The organism is Synechococcus sp. N32, from assembly GCF_900473895.1.
Lineage (GTDB): Bacteria > Cyanobacteriota > Cyanobacteriia > PCC-6307 > Cyanobiaceae > Parasynechococcus.
In genome coordinates this window covers 18,243-34,707 of record NZ_UCND01000002.1, presented here as the reverse complement: position 1 = coordinate 34,707, position 16,465 = coordinate 18,243, and the positions used below count along the sequence as shown (strand labels likewise).

Below are 16,465 nucleotides of genomic sequence, written 5' to 3'. Positions count from 1 at the left end.
AAGGGCAGGAGAGCCCTGCCTGATCGGGATTGTAAAGGAAGTTTGCGCTGTGTGTCCACAGATTGCGAAACCAACGCTTAAGCGCCCCAGGCGAGGAAAGCGATGCTTCCGAAAGACTTAAGATTTATGAGACTCACCAAGGCGCTATTGGTTCTGATCCGCTGGATGCAAGCCGGCCACCGCTTGGAGGAAACCGTTCCTCTGACGCAGGCCCGCCACAGGCGACTGGAGCTGGAGGCTCAAGGTGCCACCGTTTATTGGAGTGAACGTCTGGCCCAGGGCCAGTTCTGTTGAGAGGCTGGGACCAATCAGCACAGTCCCATGCAGCGTTTGATTCCTCTGATTGGTCTTGGGCTGACCTCGGTTGGTCTCACCAGCTGTGGACTGGTGAGCTCAAGCGGCGATCAACCAAACGCAAGCGCTTCGATCAAACAGCTGGAACAACGCATCAACCAGCTGGAGCAGGAGCTGCAACAAATCAAGTTGCCCGGCGGCGATGCCGACAGCAAGACCCCGGCCGGTCCGCTGCGATCCCTCACCCTGCGGATCGGCACCGAGGACGACCGATTGCGGATGTACTGGGCCGATGGTCAGACGAGCAATCTGATCTGCTCTCAAGAAGGGAAGGGTGTTTGGGCCTGCGGTTAAGTCGCAGAGAGCAGCTGCTGCAAGGCCAGCAGCCAGGTGGGCTGCACGGGCCACACCTCCCGGCGCGTGAGGGAGAAAGCGATGCTTTTCTCCGCGTAGGCCGCTTCATTTACAAACACTGGAATCTCCCCCTCAACCCACGCTTCACCTCGATCGGTGCCATCCGCAGCACGGAACATCGCCTGGGTTGAGCTGATGTCCTGCCAATCGCGGCCCTGCAGTTCCGGATGCACAAGCGCCTGAGGCTCTCCGTTCTCCGCCTTCGGAAGATCCCGACTGCCGAGATGACGGTGCACCACCAGAGCATCCGGCAGCCGGGCCAAGCCCTGATCTGCCTGATCCAAGGCCATCAGGCAGGTTTCCAAGCCAAGACGGGTCTGTTCAACGACACGGGCATTGAGCAGACCTTGCGGCACAGGGCCCACCTCGATCACCAGGCCGCAGGGCCAGGATTCAACAAGGAAGCCGGTCTGCTGAGCATCGGCTTCGTGCAGATAAATCGGCAGGCCGAGCGCTCCCTGCACCAAAGCCGCGAGGGCGAGATCAGCGGGACGCCGGCCGTACACCACCAGGGAATTGCCCATGGCCGCTGTGGTGCTGTGCAGATCGATGGCCACGACACAAGGCTGCTCGCCGGTCGGGCCGTGCAAGCGCAGGAGTTCCCCAGCACGCTGAAACTCCAAGCCGGGGGCCCCCTGCTCCAACTGTTCCGGGAGAAAGCAGCGGTTGAGGTCACGATCGACGTAGCGGCAGCGGCGGCGCAACGCTTCCGGGTTGCCGATCACCTTCTGCACCGCCAAGCCAGCAGCGTTGATCAGATCAGGGTTGGCCTGCCACTGCTGTAGCAACCAAGGGGCATTGACCTCATTGCCGTGGGTGCCGGCCACCACTAGAACGCCACAGCTGCTCATGGACCACAGCGAACCAAGTCCTGACTGAAGCACGAGTCATAGCGAGGATGAAAGCGATCCAAACCGCGCCATGTCGATCCCACCTGTTGTGGTCACGGCCGCCCGTCGCAGTTGGCGATGGCAATGGCAACGGCTCATGGGTGGGCTGGGCCCAGCCGATGCGGCCGGCAATTACACCCGCCCAAGCAGCGATCCGCTCACACCGCCGGCTTTAAACCCCGAAAACCTGCTCCAGCGAAGCGCAGACCAAAGGCCAATCCTGGTGATCGGGCGCAGTTGCCCCTGGGCCCACCGCACCTGGCTGGTGCATCAGCTGCGCCATCTGCACGACAGCGTCACCCTCGTGATGGCACGGGCGGATCACAACGCTGGACGCTGGGCCCTCGATCCAGCCTGGGAGGGGTGCAAAACGCTGCTGGAGCTGTATCAGCACTGCGGCGCCCCCCCCAGCTACCGGGCCACCGTGCCTGTGCTGGTGGATCCCAAGACGCGCAGCCTGCTGGGCAATGACAGTGCACCACTGGTGGAGCTGTTGAACCGCTGGCCCCATCAAGACGCGGTTGTGGATCTGGCACCGGCGGAAGCAACCGACAGGATCCAGGCCTGGCAGCAGCGACTGCAACCGGGCATCAACGATGGGGTGTACCGCTGCGGTTTCGCCCGCAACCAAGCGGCATACGACCGCGCCGAAGCCGATCTCTTCGCTGCCCTGGCTGCGGTGGAGCAGAGCCTCGAAACCAATGGTCCATGGCTGTGCGGCACGGCACTGACCCTGGCGGACGTGCGGTTGTTCCCCACCTTGATCCGCTGGGAGCTGGTCTATGCGCCCCTGTTCGGCTGCACTCGGCAACCGCTCTGGCACTACCCACACCTCTGGGCATGGCGACAACGCTTTTACGCCTTGCCGGGCGTTGCGGACACCTGCGACGGCAATGCCTGGCGACACGACTACTTCGGTGCCCTGTTCCCCCTCAATCCCGGCGGCATCGTTCCAGCCGGTCCTGACCTGAGCACACTGGTGAATAGCACGGCGGCGGCGGGATGACCAGCGCAGATCCAACCTTTGAGGGTGTCTACGGCCCTTACTCGATCACCGCTGCCGATCGCCAGGAGGTGCGTTCCTATCGGATCGCCCTGTTGATCACCGGCCTCTGCCTGGCTGCTGGAGTGCTGCAGTGGTGGCAGACCGATAGCCCCTGGGCATGGCTCTGGGTGCTGCCGATGGCCACGGCCCTGGGCCTGGCCCTGCGCTGGATTCACATTTATCTCCGTCCCTTGCACCGCGCCCTTCAACTGTTCTGGCTCAGTGGTTGCATCGGTTGGGGGGCACTGCTGCTGCAGGCCGGCCCCACCGAAGTGCTCTCAACCCTCCAGGATCACCCGCTGTGGATCCTGGCCATCGGGCCGCTGTTTGCCGCCTTGGCGGGCATCGGCTTCAAGGAGTTTTTCTGCTTCCAACGGCCCGAAGCCATCGGCCTCACTTTGCTGTTGCCGGCAGCGCTGCTGGGGCATCTGGTGGGTCTGATCAATGGCCCCCTCTGCCTGGCTTTACTGGAAAGTGCAGCGTTGCTGCTGGTGTTGCTGGCCCTGCGCAAATTCGGCATGGAGGCAGCAGCGGATGTGGGCGACAAGAGCGTGTTTGCTTATCTGGACGGTCAACTGCCCGCTGGCACGCCGTGAGTCTGATCAGCCTGGTGGGTGCGGCCAAGGATTTCGGCATCCGCACCCTCTTTTCCGATCTCGATCTCCACATCGGTGAAGGGGAGCGGCTGGGACTGATCGGTCCGAATGGCGCCGGCAAATCCACCTTGCTGAAGGTGCTGGCAGGGAAAGAACCGCTCGGGGAAGGGGAACGCCGCTGCTCACCCCGGCTTCGGGTGGAGCTGGTGGGTCAGGAGAGCCGGATCACCCCCGGGCTCACGGTGCTGGAGCAGGTGCTGGAGGGCTGTGGTGCCAAACGGGATCTGCTGGTGCGCTTCAGCGCCCTCAGCGACGCCATCGCGGTTGACCCCAGCAATGAAGCACTGATGGCGGAGCTGGGTCAGCTAAGCCAACGGATGGATGAAGAGGACGCCTGGAGCCTGGAGCAGCAATGCCGGGAAGTGCTGCAGAAATTGGGCATCAGCGATCTCCAGCGCCCGGTCGACGACCTCTCCGGCGGATACCGCAAACGGGTGGGTCTGGCGTCAGCCCTGGTGGCCTGCCCCGATGTGCTGCTGCTGGATGAGCCCACCAACCATCTCGATGCCGCTGCCGTGGAATGGCTGCAGAGCTGGCTGGATCGCTATCCCGGCGCTCTGGTGCTGGTCACCCATGACCGCTACGTGCTCGATCGGGTGACGCGGCGGATGGTGGAGGTGGACCGAGGCCAGGCCCGCACCTATCAGGGGAACTACAGCACCTTTCTGCAGCACAAAGCCGAAGAAGAGGCCTCTGAAGCGGCCTCAGCGGCCAAGTTCAAAAGCGTGCTTCGCCGCGAGTTGGCCTGGCTACGCCAGGGCCCCAAGGCCCGCAGCACCAAACAAAAGGCGCGACTGCAACGCATCGAAGCGATGCGCGAGCAGAAACCCAATCAAGGCAAAGCAAAGCTGGAGATGACCGGCATCAGCCGGCGCATCGGCAAACAGGTGATCGAAGCGGAAGCCGTTGGGGTCACAGCCGATGGCAGTGGGGGCGGTCGCCCACTCCTCGATGGCTTCAGCTACAGCTTCAGCCCTGAAGACAGAATCGGCATCATCGGCCCCAACGGCAGCGGCAAATCCACCCTGCTTGATCTCATCGCCGGACGGCGCGAGCCAACCCAGGGCAGCCTGCTGCTTGGGGAGACCGTTCACATCGGTTACCTGGACCAGCACACCGAAGACTTCAACAAAGGCAAAGGGCTCGATCGCAAAGTGATCGAGTTCGTGGAAGAAGCCGCCAGCCGGATCGATCTGGGGGGTGAGCAAGTCACCGCATCCCAGCTTCTGGAACGCTTTTTGTTTCCACCGGCCCAGCAGCACAGCCCCTTGGCCAAGCTCTCGGGAGGCGAGCGCCGCCGCCTCACCCTCTGCCGGATGCTGATCCAGGCGCCCAACGTGTTGCTGTTGGACGAACCCACCAACGATCTGGATGTTCAGACCCTCAGCGTTCTCGAAGACTTCCTTGAAGACTTCCGGGGCTGCGTAATCGTTGTTTCCCACGACCGTTATTTCCTCGATCGCACCGTTGATCGCCTGTTCTGCTTCGACCAAGGACGGCTTAATCGCTTTGAAGGGAACTACAGCGCGTTTCTGGAGCAGCAGCGCCAGGAGGAACGCAGCCAAAGCCAGGCGAGCAAACCCTCCACACCCAAACCAGAGAGCAGCCGCAAGACCAAGCGCGACGGCCCGCGGCGGCGAAACTTCAAGGAAAACAAGGAGCTTGCGGCGCTTGATCAACAGCTGCCTGAACTGGAGCTGAAAAAAGAGGAGCTGGAACAGCAGATGAACCAGGAAGGCGCTGACATGGCCAAGCTGAGTCTCGATCTGGCTGAGATCATCACCCGCATTGAACAAGCGGAAGAACGCTGGCTGGAACTCAGCGAATTGGAGCCCTGATCAACGATCTGGAGCTGTGCTTGTAGCCACGGCTACCGCCACTTCAAATCAGCGTTGTCGGATCGTCATGGGGTGGGATTCCACCACTCCAAAACCGATGAATCGCCGTAAGGTGCTGCCAGACCACGGTCTGAATTCATGAAGTCCATCGACGAACACATCCAGAAGGATCAATCCGACATCGAAGCTGCCAAAGCAGCTGGAGACGAGGCCAAGGTTCGTCACCTCACCGATGAGCTGAAGTCGCTGGAGGAATACAAGGAGCACCACCCCGGCGACAGCCACGACCCCACGTCGCTCGAGCTGCATTGCGAGGCCAATCCCGATGCCGAGGAGTGCCGCGTCTACGACGACTGAGCCACAAACGCGATTAATTCAACGAGGGCTCAGTAGTCCTCGTTGTAGTCGGAGGGGCTGCCGGTCAGGCTGCAGACGACAGCCTCCTCCTTACGCATTGCCTTCACTTCAGCGATTGGGCGTCCCATGCGTTGAAGCACAGCAACATCCTCTTTCGTTTGGCACCGGGCGATCACGTCACCCTTGTTGTCCAGACAGGTGTAAAAGGTCATGTCATGGGAGAGACATTCCCGTTATGGCTCCCCCGCGATCAGGCCACAAGCATCGGTGTGGCTGATCACATGAAGATTGTCTGGAGCATCAGCTCACACTCCGAGCTCGGCCCAGGTTTCGGCCAGCAACTGATCGAGGTTGGTTCCCATGGCGGCTGAAATGCACAGCACGGGACGACCACTCGCCGCTTCAAGGTCTTGCCGCAACCTGGGGAGATCATCTTCTCTCACCAACTCCTGTTTGTTGATCACCAACAGACGTGGCCGATCAACCAGACCATGGCCATAGGCCTCCAGCTCCTGCTGGACGACGTTCAGGTCAGCCACGGGATCCTCGGATCCTGCGTCCACGAGGTGGATCAGCAGACGGGTGCGTTCGATATGACGCAGAAAGTCGTGGCCAAGACCAGCGCCCTGGGCGGCCCCCTCAATCAAGCCTGGAATATCCGCAAACACGGTTCCATCTCCACTGGGACGGCGCACCACACCAAGGTTGGGGACCAAGGTGGTGAAGGGGTAATCGGCAATCTTGGGTCGCGCTGCCGACAGCACGGCGATCAAGGTGCTCTTGCCGGCATTGGGAAGACCAATGATGCCCACCTCAGCCAGCAACTTGAGTTCCAGCTGCAGGGGCCATTCCTCACCCTCACGGCCCTCGGTGAATTTCTCCGGAGCGCGGTTGCGATTGCTCAGGTAATGGGCGTTGCCCAAACCACCTCGCCCACCGAAGGCAACGGTGAGACGCTCACCCGGGGTGGTGAGGTCTCCCAGAAGGATGCCGGTGCGCAGATGGCGGACCTCCGTGCCGCAAGGCACCTTGATCACCAGGTCTTTCCCTGATGCACCGGTGCATTTGTTCGGACCACCGCGTCGCCCATCGTCAGCGGCGAACAGGCGTTTGTATTTGAAATCGAGCAGGGTTTGCAGGTTGCTGTCGGCCTCGAGAACCACTGGAGCCCCACACCCGCCGTCACCTCCGGAGGGGCCTCCAGCGGGCACATACTTTTCGCGGCGAAAGGCAGCGATGCCATCGCCGCCGCGCCCGCCTCGGACCGTGATCCGTGCCTGATCGATGAACTGCACGGTGCTGCCGGCTCAATCCAATCCATAACCCTAAGATTCAGCCGCTGCAGCTCTGTTGTTGGCCGGCGTCCGTTTCGAAGACCTCAGCAAGACCTTCCCAGGACGCGGCGGAGGTGATCCCGTTGAGGTGATTCGTCAGTTGCATCTGACGATCAACGATGGCGAGTTTTTGGTGCTGGTCGGTCCCTCGGGGTGCGGCAAAAGCACCTTGCTGCGACTGCTCGCTGGTCTCGACAGCCCCACCAGCGGCGAAATCAGAATCGGGTCCCGGCCCATCAGCGATGTGCCGCCAGCGCGCCGCAACGTCGCCATGGTGTTCCAGAGCTATGCGCTCTACCCGCATCTCAGCGTGCGGGACAACCTCAGCTTCGGACTGCGCAGAAGCCAGGCGAGATCAACCGTCCAGCGCATCCAAGATCAGGCCTTTCGAGCCACGCGCGCCTTACCCAAACCACTGAGGGTGCGGTCGGTCAGAGAAGAACGAATCGAAGCCCGGGTGAACACCGTTGCCAGATCTCTGGAACTCACGGAATTGCTCGATCGAAGGCCAAAGGAACTGTCCGGCGGACAGAAACAACGGGTCGCCCTCGGACGCGCCATGGCGCGCAATCCCGAGGTGTTTTTGATGGATGAACCGCTGAGCAATCTCGACGCCAAACTCAGAACGAGCACGCGCCAAAGAATCGTCGAGCTGCAGCGAGAACTGGGAACAACGACGGTTTATGTGACCCACGACCAGGTGGAAGCGATGACCATGGGGGACCGCATCGCTGTGTTGAACCAGGGGCGCCTGCAGCAACTCGGGACCCCCATGGAGTTGTACCGGTGGCCCTCCAACATCTTCGTCGCCCAGTTCATTGGCAGCCCAGCGATGAGCCTTTTGCCCGTCACGGTGGGGCCCAATGCAACTCTGATGCTGGGGAACAAGCGCATTCAGGTTGAAGGCGCAATGGTCGAGCCTTTACTTCAACGAGAAGGCCAACACCTCACCGCAGGATTGAGGCCTGAACACTGGCATCTGGCACCGGCAACGAACCGGAATCTCGAAGCCGAGGTGAGCCATTGCGAGCGTCTGGGCAATGAGCAGATCCTCACCTGTCGGCTCCTGGATGGTGATCAACTCATCCAGGTCAGAGCTTCAACGGAGATCAATATCACTGCCGGCGATGCCATCCACCTCGACCCTGACCCCACAGGCTGGCGGTTGTTTGATGCGGATGGTGAAGCGATCCGTTAGCCACTGAAGCGCCTGAACCAGCTCAGCTCACCCAGACAACGCTGCAGCCCGGTCCGCCGTCCCCCTGCTCGGCATCGGTCACCCGTTCCACATAGGGCACCGTGTCCAGCCAGGCGCGCAGGCCGCGCTTGAGCTTGCCCGTGCCGATGCCGTGGATCACCCAAACCGGCCCATTGGCACTGCGCAAGCATTCCTCAACCGCCGCTTCGGCCTCATGCACCCGCATGCCACGCACATCAATGGTGTTGCGACTGGTGCGCACCTGTGCACCACCGCCGCCGACGGAACGGGCTTGCACCTTCACCACCGGCTTTGGAGGTGGCTCCGGCTTACGCCCATCCAGGCTTTCCACCGCCGCCAGATCCACCGTGGTGCGCATCACCCCACAACGAACCGTCAGCTGCAGGCCGTCATCGCTGATGGCCAACACATCTGCAGCCTTGCCGAGGGCGAGCAAGCGCACGCGATCTCCCACAGATGGACGCCAGCCCGGCTTGGGTACATGCCGTTCAGGGGTTGGGCGGTGATGGTCTTCCAAGCTGCGTAACCGTTGCCCAGCCTTTCGCGCGGTTTCCCCATCAGCGCGCTCATCCCGCAGACGGCGAATCAGCGTGCGAACTTCTTTCTGGCCCTGACGGATCGACTGCTCCAAGCGTTGACGGCCCTGCTCCTGGCGTTGCGCGGTCTGCTGCTTTTGCTTCTTCCAGCGCTGCAGCAACTCCTCGTGCAGCAGCTCCGTGCGTGCCAGGAGTGCTGCAGCGTCTTCTGCCGCGGCCTGCTGGCGCTGCCGTTGCTCCTCCAAGCCACGGATCACACTGTTCACCTCACCATCACCCCCTGGGGCCAACAGCTGCTGGGCCTGGTGAAGCACATCCGAATCGAGCCCAAGGCGCGTCGCGATCGCCAGTGCATTGCTGCGTCCTGGAATTCCCCACAGCAATTCATAGGTGGGGGACAAGGTCTCAGGATTGAAGGCAACAGAGGCATTCTCAAAACGAGCGTCGTCGTATTTGAGGGCCTTGAGTTCACCGAAGTGGGTGGTGGCAATCGTGAGCCGAGCCCGATCCGCAAGTGCCTTGAGCAGAGCCGTGGCCAGGGCCGTTCCCTCGCTGGGATCCGTTCCGGCCCCCACCTCATCCAGCAACACCAGGGCAGGAGAACCACCGCGCTGCAGCGCCTCAAGAATGCGCCCGATGCGTTTCACATGGCCACTGAAGGTGGACAAGCTCTGCTGGAGGGATTGCTCATCTCCGATGTCCGCCAGCACCTGGGCACACCAGGGCAGGGAAGGTTGCCCCGAACAGGGCAAAAGCATGCCGGCGCGTGCCATCAGTGCAGCGAGGCCAATGCTTTTCAGAGTGACCGTTTTGCCACCGGTGTTCGGCCCGGTGATCGCCACCACCCGCAGCTCCGGCGACACCTCCACCGAGATGGGAACCACGGGCGGCCCCTCCGCCCGTTTGTGCTGCCACACCAAGAGTGGGTGTCGCAGACCTGAAAAGCGAAACGGAGCCTCCGCTGCCGCCTCAAGCTGAGGCTCAACGCCACCAAGCCAGCGGCCATAACGTCCACGGGCCAGCGCAAGATCAAGCGCGCGCAGCACGGCCACCACCTGGTTGAGGGCGGACGCCTCTTCAGCCACCAGAGCACTCAGCTCCGCCAACACCTTGCGTTCCTCATCCCGGATGCGGGACTCCAGCTCCACAAGCTTGTTGCCCATGGTGAGCACCGAGCGGGGTTCAACAAAGAGGGTGCTGCCTGAGGCCGAACTGTCGTGCACCTGACCCGGCACCTGGCTCACCGCACCGGACTTCACAGCCAGAACCGGACGGCCATGACGCTCGGCGATCACACTGTCCTGCAGGGATGGGGCCAGGCGTCGCAGCAGCTCCTGAAGTTTGTCGCGACGTTCCTGGCGCAGACTGTTCCATTGATGCCGCAGCACCGACAACGCCGAGCTGGCGCGATCAGCGACGCGGCCGCCCTCTTCGAGCGCAAATTTGAGCCGCTGCTCCAACTCCGGCAGCGTCACCATCGTTTCAATCAACGCGGTGCACACCGGGCGCAGCTCAGGATCGTCGATCTGACGGCGCAGGCGACGGGCCGCTGCCAACGTTTCCGCCACGGCCAGCAGCTCTTCACCGGAGGCCACACCTCCCTTGCTGCAGCGCAGCACAACGGGCTCGAGATTCCGCACACCGCGGAAGCTGAGCCCCCCCTCAGTGAGGTCATCGAGCACCGCCATTTCAACCGTCTCGGCCAGGCGCTGTTTCGATTCCTCCAGGCTGGGGGGCAGCGGTTGAACCCGGGCCGCATCACGACCCATGGCGGTACTGGCAAAGCCGCTGAGATGGTCACAGACCCGATGCCACTCCAGCAGTTCAAGGGTTTCCTGCTGAGCCCGGTCCGCCCCTTGACTCAAGTCAGTTGCAGTTGGAGGGGATGCCACCGGGGGGTTCATAAAGCATTTCGAGCCAGTTGCCTTCCGGATCTTTCAGATAAAAAGACGCCGTGCCGTCGCGGTGGTCATGGACGGCACCAACGTGCACACCCTGCGACTTGAGACGGTCGTGAATCACATCCACCTCCGCACGATCGCGGAAATGGAAGGCGAAGTGTGGGCCAGCGGCTTTGTAATCCGGGCCTAACAAGGCGAGTCCATCGCGACCTTCCCCGGCTTCCAGATAACACCAGTCGTTGGCACGCCAGACCAGACGCATGCCCAGGTCGGTGTAGAAGGCAACAGCCCGATCGACGTTCTCAACACGGATCGCAACGTGACCGAGACGATCCACACCTTTGGGTTGATCGGCTGTTGCCATCGGATCAAGCCTCCTTCAACCAAGCCGCTGCATCGCAGGCGTGGTACGTGAGGATCAGATCAGCACCAGCGCGCTTGAAGCTCAGCAACGTCTCAAGCACAACGGCTTTTTCATCGATCCAGCCCCGCTCCGCCGCTGCCTTCACCATCGAATACTCACCGCTCACGTTGTAGGCAGCGATGGGGAGTTCCGACTCTTCGCGCAGTCGGTGGATGATGTCGAGATAGGCCAAACCAGGCTTCACCATCATGATGTCGGCGCCCTCCTGCTCATCGAGCTGGGCTTCGGTGATGGCTTCCCGAGCATTGGCGGGATCCATCTGATAGGTGTCTTTGTTTTTGGGGATCGGCTTGCTGCCGGCGGCACGGGGAGCGGAATCAAGGGCCTCACGGAAGGGGCCGTAGTACGCGGAGGAGTACTTCGCCGTGTAGCTGATAATGCCCACATGTTCGAAGCCTTCGTCGTCGAGGGCTTCCCGGATGGCACCGACCCGGCCGTCCATCATGTCGCTGGGACCGATCAGATCAGCGCCCGCTTCAGCCTGCACAACGGCCTGCTTGCAGAGCAGTTCAATCGTCTCGTCGTTGAGGACCACGCCGTCCTGGCTGACGATCCCGTCATGACCATCGCAGGAATAGGGATCCAGGGCGACGTCGGTCATGATCGCCATCTCGGGGATGGCTTCCTTGATCTGGCGGATCGCCCGTGGAATCAGGCCATTGGCATTGAAGCACTCAGCCCCGTCTTCGGTCTTCAGTCCCTCAGACACCTTGGGGAAGAGAACGATGCAACGCACCCCAAGGTCGTAGGCACGCTGCACTTCGCCGGTGAGGGCCGCAAGGCTCCAACGACTGGCACCAGGCATGGCAGCGATTGGCTCCACCTCAGCGCCTTCATGCACAAAGAGGGGATAGATGAAGTCTGCAGCCGAGAGGCTGTGCTCACGCACCATGGCGCGTAGGGCGGGCGTACGCCGAAGACGACGGGGGCGGTAGGTGAGCTCCATCAGACCCAAACACAAGGTGTGATCGTAAGGGTCACCCGATCAGAGGGCCGCCGAACGAAGCCACTCTTGACGTGGATGGTCCGTGCGCTTGGCACGCAGTTGCTCCAACAACCGACGCTCCTCCTCACTCCACGAGGCAGGCATGGCCAGCGTCAGCGTGAGCAGAAGATCACCGCGACCGGTCTTCGACGGCCAGCCCTTGCCCTTCAGCCGCAGACTGCGGCCCGGGGCGGTGCCGGCCGGAATGCTCACCTGGGCCTCACCATCGGGCGTCATCACCGACACCATGCCTCCAAGGGCCAGTTCATCGAGGCTGACGGGGAGATCGGCCCGCAACTGATCCGACTCCAGGCGCCAGATCGGGTGGTCCTGAATCTTCAGGTTGAGATAGAGATCGCCCCTCCGTCCGGTGCCCGGTTGCAGGTTGCCCTTGCCCTTCAACCGCAGCCGCGAGCCGTTCTTCACTCCAGCAGGAATGCGCACCTGAACGCGCTCGTTGTTCACCGAGAGGCTGCGTTCACCACCGCGAAAGGCCTCTGAAAAGGTCACATTCACCGATGCTTCGGCATCGAGATTCACCGGAGGGCGTGAAGCCTGGGCACCACGCGGGAAACCGCCCCCTGCGAATCCTCCACCGGGGAAGCCACCCCCCGGGAAACCACCGCCGCCTGGACCACCGAAACGGCCCAACAGGTCGTTGATGAAATCATCGAAATTGCCGTAGCGACCGAAGTCGACATCCATGCCGGGTGCGGCTCCCCCTCCCATGCCACCGGCCTGGTTCCAGTACTGGCCGAATTGCTCATAACGACGCCGCTTCTCGGGATCGGAGAGCACTTCGTAGGCCTCACTGATCTCCTTGAACCGCGCTTCAGCCTGGGCATCACCAGGGTTGACGTCAGGGTGGTATTGGCGCGCCAGGCTGCGAAAGGCTTTCTTGATGGCATTGGCATCGGCGCTGCGATCAACACCGAGCACCTGGAAATAGTCCTTGTATCCGCTGCCTGCCATACCAATCCAGTGGTAATCCCAGTTTCACCGCAACAGGGCTTGCGTTGTTGCTTCCGCATGGAGGGAAGCCCGAACGCCTGAATGCGACCTAGCTTCAGGCCAACCACTGCATCAGCATGAGGAGCATGGCTTCATCCCTGCTGGCATCCGTGCTGGTCGCAGCTGGCGGAGCTGTTGGTGGCCCTCCTGGTTCGGCCGCTCCCTGGGCCAGCACGATCGGAGAGCCCCTGCACGACTCAAGCCACCAGGCCCTCGAACTGACGCAGCATCTGAAGGCGATGGGGGCCAAGTTTTACGGCGCCTGGACCTGCCCGGCCTGTTTCAAGCAGATGAACCTGTTCGGCAAACAGGCCGGAGCGGACGTGACCTATGTGGAATGCCGCAAGCCGAAGCAGCTGCCGCAGCAAGCCAAAGCCTGCAACGCCGCAGAGATCCGGGCTTATCCCACCTGGGTTCTCCCCGATGGGCGCCGAAAAGTGGGAGTTCAGTCCCTGGAAGCCCTGAGCCGCTGGAGTGGTCTGAACTGAGATGGCACTGATTCACGGCCTGCATCAACGCAACATCCGAGGCGACCTTCTCGGAGGATTGACGGCCGCCGTGGTCGCGCTGCCCCTTGCCCTGGCCTTCGGCAATGCCGCCCTGGGGCCAGGAGGCGCCATCTACGGCCTGTATGGCGCCATCGTGACCGGATTTTTGGCGGCCTTGCTCGGGGGGACTCCCGCCCAGGTGAGCGGACCCACCGGACCCATGAGCGTCACCGTGGCGGGGATCGTCTCCAGCCTGGCCGCCATCGGCATCGGTCGTGATCTCAATGCCGGCGAGATGCTGCCGTTGGTGATGGCCGCTGTGGTGATCGGTGGTGTGTTCGAAACCCTGCTCGGGGTATTGCGGCTGGGGCGCTTCATCACTCTGGTGCCCTACTCGGTGGTCTCCGGCTTCATGTCGGGAATCGGTTTCATCATCCTTGTGCTGCAACTTGGACCCTTCATCGGGGTGAGCACCGGGGGCGGCGTGGTTGCGTCCCTGAGTTCGCTGATCGATGCCCCGAGCTGGAATCCAGCTGCGCTCGCCGTTGGATTGATGACACTCGCTGTGGTGTTTCTGACCCCCCTGCGGATCCGCCAATGGGTGCCAACGCCTCTGCTGGCGCTGCTGATTGTGACGCCGTTGTCGCTGCTGCTGTTCAACGACAACCGACTGCTGGAGCTGGGCCTTGAACCCATCGCCCGGATCGGAGCCATCCCGGAGGGGGGCTTGCAACTGGTGGTTCCCGATTTCAGTCAGCACCTGCCGGAGCTGGTGAAAGCCGGCATGGTTCTCGCCCTGCTCGGGGCGATCGACTCGTTGCTCACCTCCCTGGTGGCCGACAACATCACCCAGACCAACCACGACTCCAACCGTGAGCTGATCGGCCAGGGCATCGCCAACACCGCGGCCGGGTTCCTCTCCGGCCTTCCCGGTGCCGGAGCCACCATGCGAACGGTGATCAACATCAAATCCGGTGGTCAGACGCCCTGGTCGGGCATGACCCATTCCATGGTGCTGCTGCTTGTGCTGCTGGGGGCGGGCCCCCTTGCGGCACAGATCCCCACGGCGCTGCTGGCGGGAATCCTGATCAAAGTCGGGCTCGACATCATCGACTGGGGCTTTCTGCTTCGCGCCCATCGCCTGTCGGCGAAAACAGCCGCGCTGATGTACGCCGTGCTGTTGATGACGGTGTTCTGGGACCTGATCTGGGGCGTTTTGGTCGGGATGTTCGTGGCCAACCTGTTGACCGTTGATGCGATCACGCGGTCCCAACTGGAAGGGATGGAAGAGGACAACCCCTCCGATGCCACGGATGCGCTGCACGCCAATCTTTCCCCGGAGGAGGAAGCCCTGATCCTGCGCTGCGGCAAGGCCTTGATGCTGTTTCGTCTGCGCGGCCCTCTGAGTTTTGGCGCCGCCAAAGGCATCAGTGCCCGAATGGGATTGATCCAGAGCTACAGGGTTCTGATCCTTGACCTCACGGATGTGTCCCGCATCGGTGTCACCGCAACCCTCGCCATCGAACGCATGGTGGAGGAAGCACGATCAGCGGGCCGCACCCTGTTCATCGCCGGAGCCAACCACAGCCTCGAACAACGGCTGCGCCAATTTGGCGTGGAGGGGGTGCTTCGGCCATCCAGGCTGGAGGCCTTGCAGGAGGCGGCTCAGCTGATCTGACTGCTGATCTGTGGGGCATCCACACCACAGGAATGCATCCGCACGTCTTCAGGACGTGCCAACTCCCCTTCCAGAGCCTTCACTTCGGCCAGGGCCAGCACTTCGAGACGCTCAACGATTAGCTCCCGCGGGTAGCGCTGCTCACACAACACCCAGTACAGGCCGAAGTGGCGGGCTTCACTCGCCAACAGATCGCTGTAAAGCTCCCGCAACTGAGGATCCGGGCTGTGCTCCGCCAGCAGGGCCATGCGCTCATGGCTGCGGGCTTCGATCAGACCCGCCACCAGGAAGGAGTCGAGCATTCTCTGCGGCTCACCTTTACGGATCTGCCGGGCCAGATCAGCGCCATAGCCCGGGGAAGGCAGCGGTTCCAGGTAGCGCCCCCGGGCCTTGATCAACGCCAGCACCTGCTCAAAGTGCTCCAGCTCTTCCCGCGCCAGAGGGCTGAGGGCTTCACCCAGACCCGGTTCGCAGAGGTAGCGGAACATCATCTGCACCGCAGCCCCGGCAGCCTTGCGTTCGCAGTGGGCGTGATCGATCAGCACCTCCATCGGCCTGGCGTTGGCCTGCTCCACCCAGCTCCAGCTGGTGGGCGCAGCCAACCAGCGGATCGACGCCACTGTCTTTGACGGAACTGTCTTTGAAGGAACTGTCTTGGTGGGAGCTGTCTTGGAGGAAACAGTTTGTGCTGGAGCAGTGCTGGTCATGCGTTCCGGCGCAGATGGCTGAGCAATCCGCTCAAGGCAAGGCTGTAGCTGGCGGGCCCAAAGCCGCAGATCACACCAACAGCGCGCTCAGCCAGAAACGAATGATGGCGGAACTTTTCCCGGGCATGGGTGTTGCTGAGGTGCAGTTCCACGTAGGGGATCGAGACGCCAACCAGGGCATCACGGATGGCGATGGACGTGTGGGTGTATGCCCCGGCGTTGATCAAGATTCCATCGCAGCGGCCCATGGCCTGGTGAATCCGGTCCACCAGGGCACCTTCGAAATTGCTTTGAAAGCAGTCCAGCTGCACTGATTCCTGCTCCGCCTCCCGGGTCAGCGACGCTTCGATGTCCGCCAGGGAGGAATGGCCATAGATCCCAGGCTCACGCTGGCCCAACAGGTTCAGATTCGGACCGTTCAGCAGCAGAACGTGCATGGCTGGAGATCGGTTCAGCTCGGCAGATCGTATCGAGATCGTGGGGAAGGACACACCGACTGGTAAGTTCTTGCGGTGTGGTTCGGGTCGGTGCCCGAGTGGTTAATGGGGGCGGACTGTAAATCCGCTGGCTCTGCCTACGTTGGTTCAAATCCAACCCGGCCCATCCCCACATGCCCTTGTAGCTCAGCGGTAGAGCACTCCCTTGGTAAGGGAGAGGTCTCGAGTTCAAGTCTCGACAAGGGCTTTCT

At 62.1% G+C, this 16,465-nt stretch carries 18 protein-coding genes and 2 tRNA genes; 11 read left to right on the top strand and 9 right to left on the bottom strand.

What is annotated here, in order from left to right; all coding sequences use genetic code 11:
* The first annotated feature begins 126 nt into the window (after window positions 1-126).
* Both DXY35_RS12510 and DXY35_RS00215 read left to right on the top strand, forming a co-directional pair.
* Window positions 127-294: a hypothetical protein gene (locus tag DXY35_RS12510; protein WP_156915471.1), complete on the top strand. Its 168-nt coding sequence runs from the start codon at window positions 127-129 to the stop codon at window positions 292-294.
* A gap of 27 nt (window positions 295-321) precedes the next feature.
* A complete protein-coding gene (locus DXY35_RS00215; RefSeq protein ID WP_115080238.1) occupies window positions 322-648 on the top strand; it encodes a hypothetical protein in 327 nt (108 codons plus the stop codon).
* Here the strand turns inward: DXY35_RS00215 and DXY35_RS00210 are convergent.
* On the bottom strand, window positions 645-1,559 hold the full coding sequence (locus tag DXY35_RS00210) for an aspartoacylase (protein ID WP_115080244.1): 915 nt from the start codon (window positions 1,557-1,559) through the stop codon (window positions 645-647). The two genes, DXY35_RS00215 and DXY35_RS00210, sit on opposite strands and share 4 nt — an antisense overlap.
* 70 nt (window positions 1,560-1,629) lie before the next feature.
* Between DXY35_RS00210 and DXY35_RS00205 the strand changes: the two genes are divergently transcribed.
* The 4 genes from DXY35_RS00205 (at window position 1,630) to DXY35_RS00190 (ending at window position 5,494) form a co-directional block, all read left to right on the top strand.
* Entirely contained in the window at window positions 1,630-2,604 is a 975-nt protein-coding gene (locus DXY35_RS00205; protein ID WP_115080236.1) for a glutathione S-transferase C-terminal domain-containing protein, read from the top strand.
* Complete coding sequence (locus DXY35_RS00200; RefSeq protein ID WP_115080234.1) at window positions 2,601-3,239, top strand: DUF2301 domain-containing membrane protein; 639 nt, start codon at window positions 2,601-2,603, stop codon at window positions 3,237-3,239. Before DXY35_RS00205 ends, DXY35_RS00200 begins: the two co-directional genes overlap by 4 nt.
* Window positions 3,236-5,137 carry an ABC-F family ATP-binding cassette domain-containing protein gene (locus DXY35_RS00195; RefSeq protein WP_115080232.1) on the top strand — a complete coding sequence of 634 codons (1,902 nt, stop codon included), beginning with the start codon at window positions 3,236-3,238 and terminating at the stop codon, window positions 5,135-5,137. The genes DXY35_RS00200 and DXY35_RS00195 overlap by 4 nt, the downstream gene beginning before the upstream one ends.
* A gap of 138 nt (window positions 5,138-5,275) precedes the next feature.
* A complete protein-coding gene (locus tag DXY35_RS00190) occupies window positions 5,276-5,494 on the top strand; it encodes a CP12 domain-containing protein (RefSeq protein ID WP_114988936.1) in 219 nt (72 codons plus the stop codon).
* A gap of 29 nt (window positions 5,495-5,523) precedes the next feature.
* Here DXY35_RS00190 and DXY35_RS00185 read toward each other — a convergent pair whose 3' ends face one another.
* Together DXY35_RS00185 and obgE are read right to left on the bottom strand one after the other, a co-directional pair.
* Window positions 5,524-5,706, bottom strand: coding sequence for a hypothetical protein (locus DXY35_RS00185; protein WP_114988937.1), 183 nt, complete (start codon window positions 5,704-5,706; stop codon window positions 5,524-5,526).
* 93 nt (window positions 5,707-5,799) lie between these two features.
* Window positions 5,800-6,789 carry an Obg family GTPase CgtA gene (gene obgE / locus DXY35_RS00180; protein ID WP_115080230.1) on the bottom strand — a complete coding sequence of 330 codons (990 nt, stop codon included), beginning with the start codon at window positions 6,787-6,789 and terminating at the stop codon, window positions 5,800-5,802.
* A 58-nt stretch (window positions 6,790-6,847) separates the two neighbouring features.
* On the opposite strand from obgE, the gene DXY35_RS00175 reads away from it, so the two are divergent.
* On the top strand, window positions 6,848-8,026 hold the full coding sequence (locus DXY35_RS00175; protein ID WP_115080242.1) for an ABC transporter ATP-binding protein: 1,179 nt from the start codon (window positions 6,848-6,850) through the stop codon (window positions 8,024-8,026).
* A gap of 22 nt (window positions 8,027-8,048) precedes the next feature.
* Here DXY35_RS00175 and DXY35_RS00170 read toward each other — a convergent pair whose 3' ends face one another.
* The 4 genes from DXY35_RS00170 to DXY35_RS00155 are packed head-to-tail and all read right to left on the bottom strand — an operon-like array spanning window position 8,049 to window position 12,865.
* Window positions 8,049-10,487, bottom strand: a complete 2,439-nt coding sequence (locus DXY35_RS00170) for an endonuclease MutS2 (RefSeq protein WP_244272808.1) — start codon at window positions 10,485-10,487, stop codon at window positions 8,049-8,051.
* The gene (locus tag DXY35_RS00165; RefSeq protein WP_115080226.1) at window positions 10,450-10,848 is read right to left on the bottom strand and encodes a VOC family protein; all 399 of its coding nucleotides are present in this window, start codon (window positions 10,846-10,848) and stop codon (window positions 10,450-10,452) included. Before DXY35_RS00165 ends, DXY35_RS00170 begins: the two co-directional genes overlap by 38 nt.
* A gap of 4 nt (window positions 10,849-10,852) precedes the next feature.
* On the bottom strand, window positions 10,853-11,854 hold the full coding sequence (gene hemB / locus DXY35_RS00160) for a porphobilinogen synthase (protein WP_038557395.1): 1,002 nt from the start codon (window positions 11,852-11,854) through the stop codon (window positions 10,853-10,855).
* 39 nt (window positions 11,855-11,893) lie between these two features.
* Window positions 11,894-12,865, bottom strand: a complete 972-nt coding sequence (locus DXY35_RS00155; protein ID WP_115080224.1) for a DnaJ C-terminal domain-containing protein — start codon at window positions 12,863-12,865, stop codon at window positions 11,894-11,896.
* A 125-nt stretch (window positions 12,866-12,990) separates the two neighbouring features.
* Here DXY35_RS00155 and DXY35_RS00150 point away from each other — a divergent pair, with 125 nt between their 5' ends.
* Complete coding sequence (locus DXY35_RS00150; protein ID WP_115080222.1) at window positions 12,991-13,392, top strand: vitamin K epoxide reductase; 402 nt, start codon at window positions 12,991-12,993, stop codon at window positions 13,390-13,392.
* A gap of 1 nt (window position 13,393) precedes the next feature.
* Entirely contained in the window at window positions 13,394-15,070 is a 1,677-nt protein-coding gene (locus tag DXY35_RS00145) for a SulP family inorganic anion transporter (protein ID WP_115080221.1), read from the top strand.
* Here DXY35_RS00145 and DXY35_RS00140 read toward each other — a convergent pair.
* Entirely contained in the window at window positions 15,058-15,777 is a 720-nt protein-coding gene (locus tag DXY35_RS00140) for a tRNA-(ms[2]io[6]A)-hydroxylase (RefSeq protein ID WP_244272806.1), read from the bottom strand. The two genes, DXY35_RS00145 and DXY35_RS00140, sit on opposite strands and share 13 nt — an antisense overlap.
* Window positions 15,774-16,214: a type II 3-dehydroquinate dehydratase gene (gene aroQ / locus DXY35_RS00135; protein WP_115080217.1), complete on the bottom strand. Its 441-nt coding sequence runs from the start codon at window positions 16,212-16,214 to the stop codon at window positions 15,774-15,776. Before aroQ ends, DXY35_RS00140 begins: the two co-directional genes overlap by 4 nt.
* Window positions 16,215-16,298: 84 nt before the next feature.
* Between aroQ and DXY35_RS00130 the strand changes: the two genes are divergently transcribed.
* Window positions 16,299-16,380, top strand: a tRNA-Tyr gene (locus DXY35_RS00130).
* Between the two features lie 9 nt (window positions 16,381-16,389).
* Window positions 16,390-16,461, top strand: a tRNA-Thr gene (locus tag DXY35_RS00125).
* Window positions 16,462-16,465: the final 4 nt, after the last annotated feature.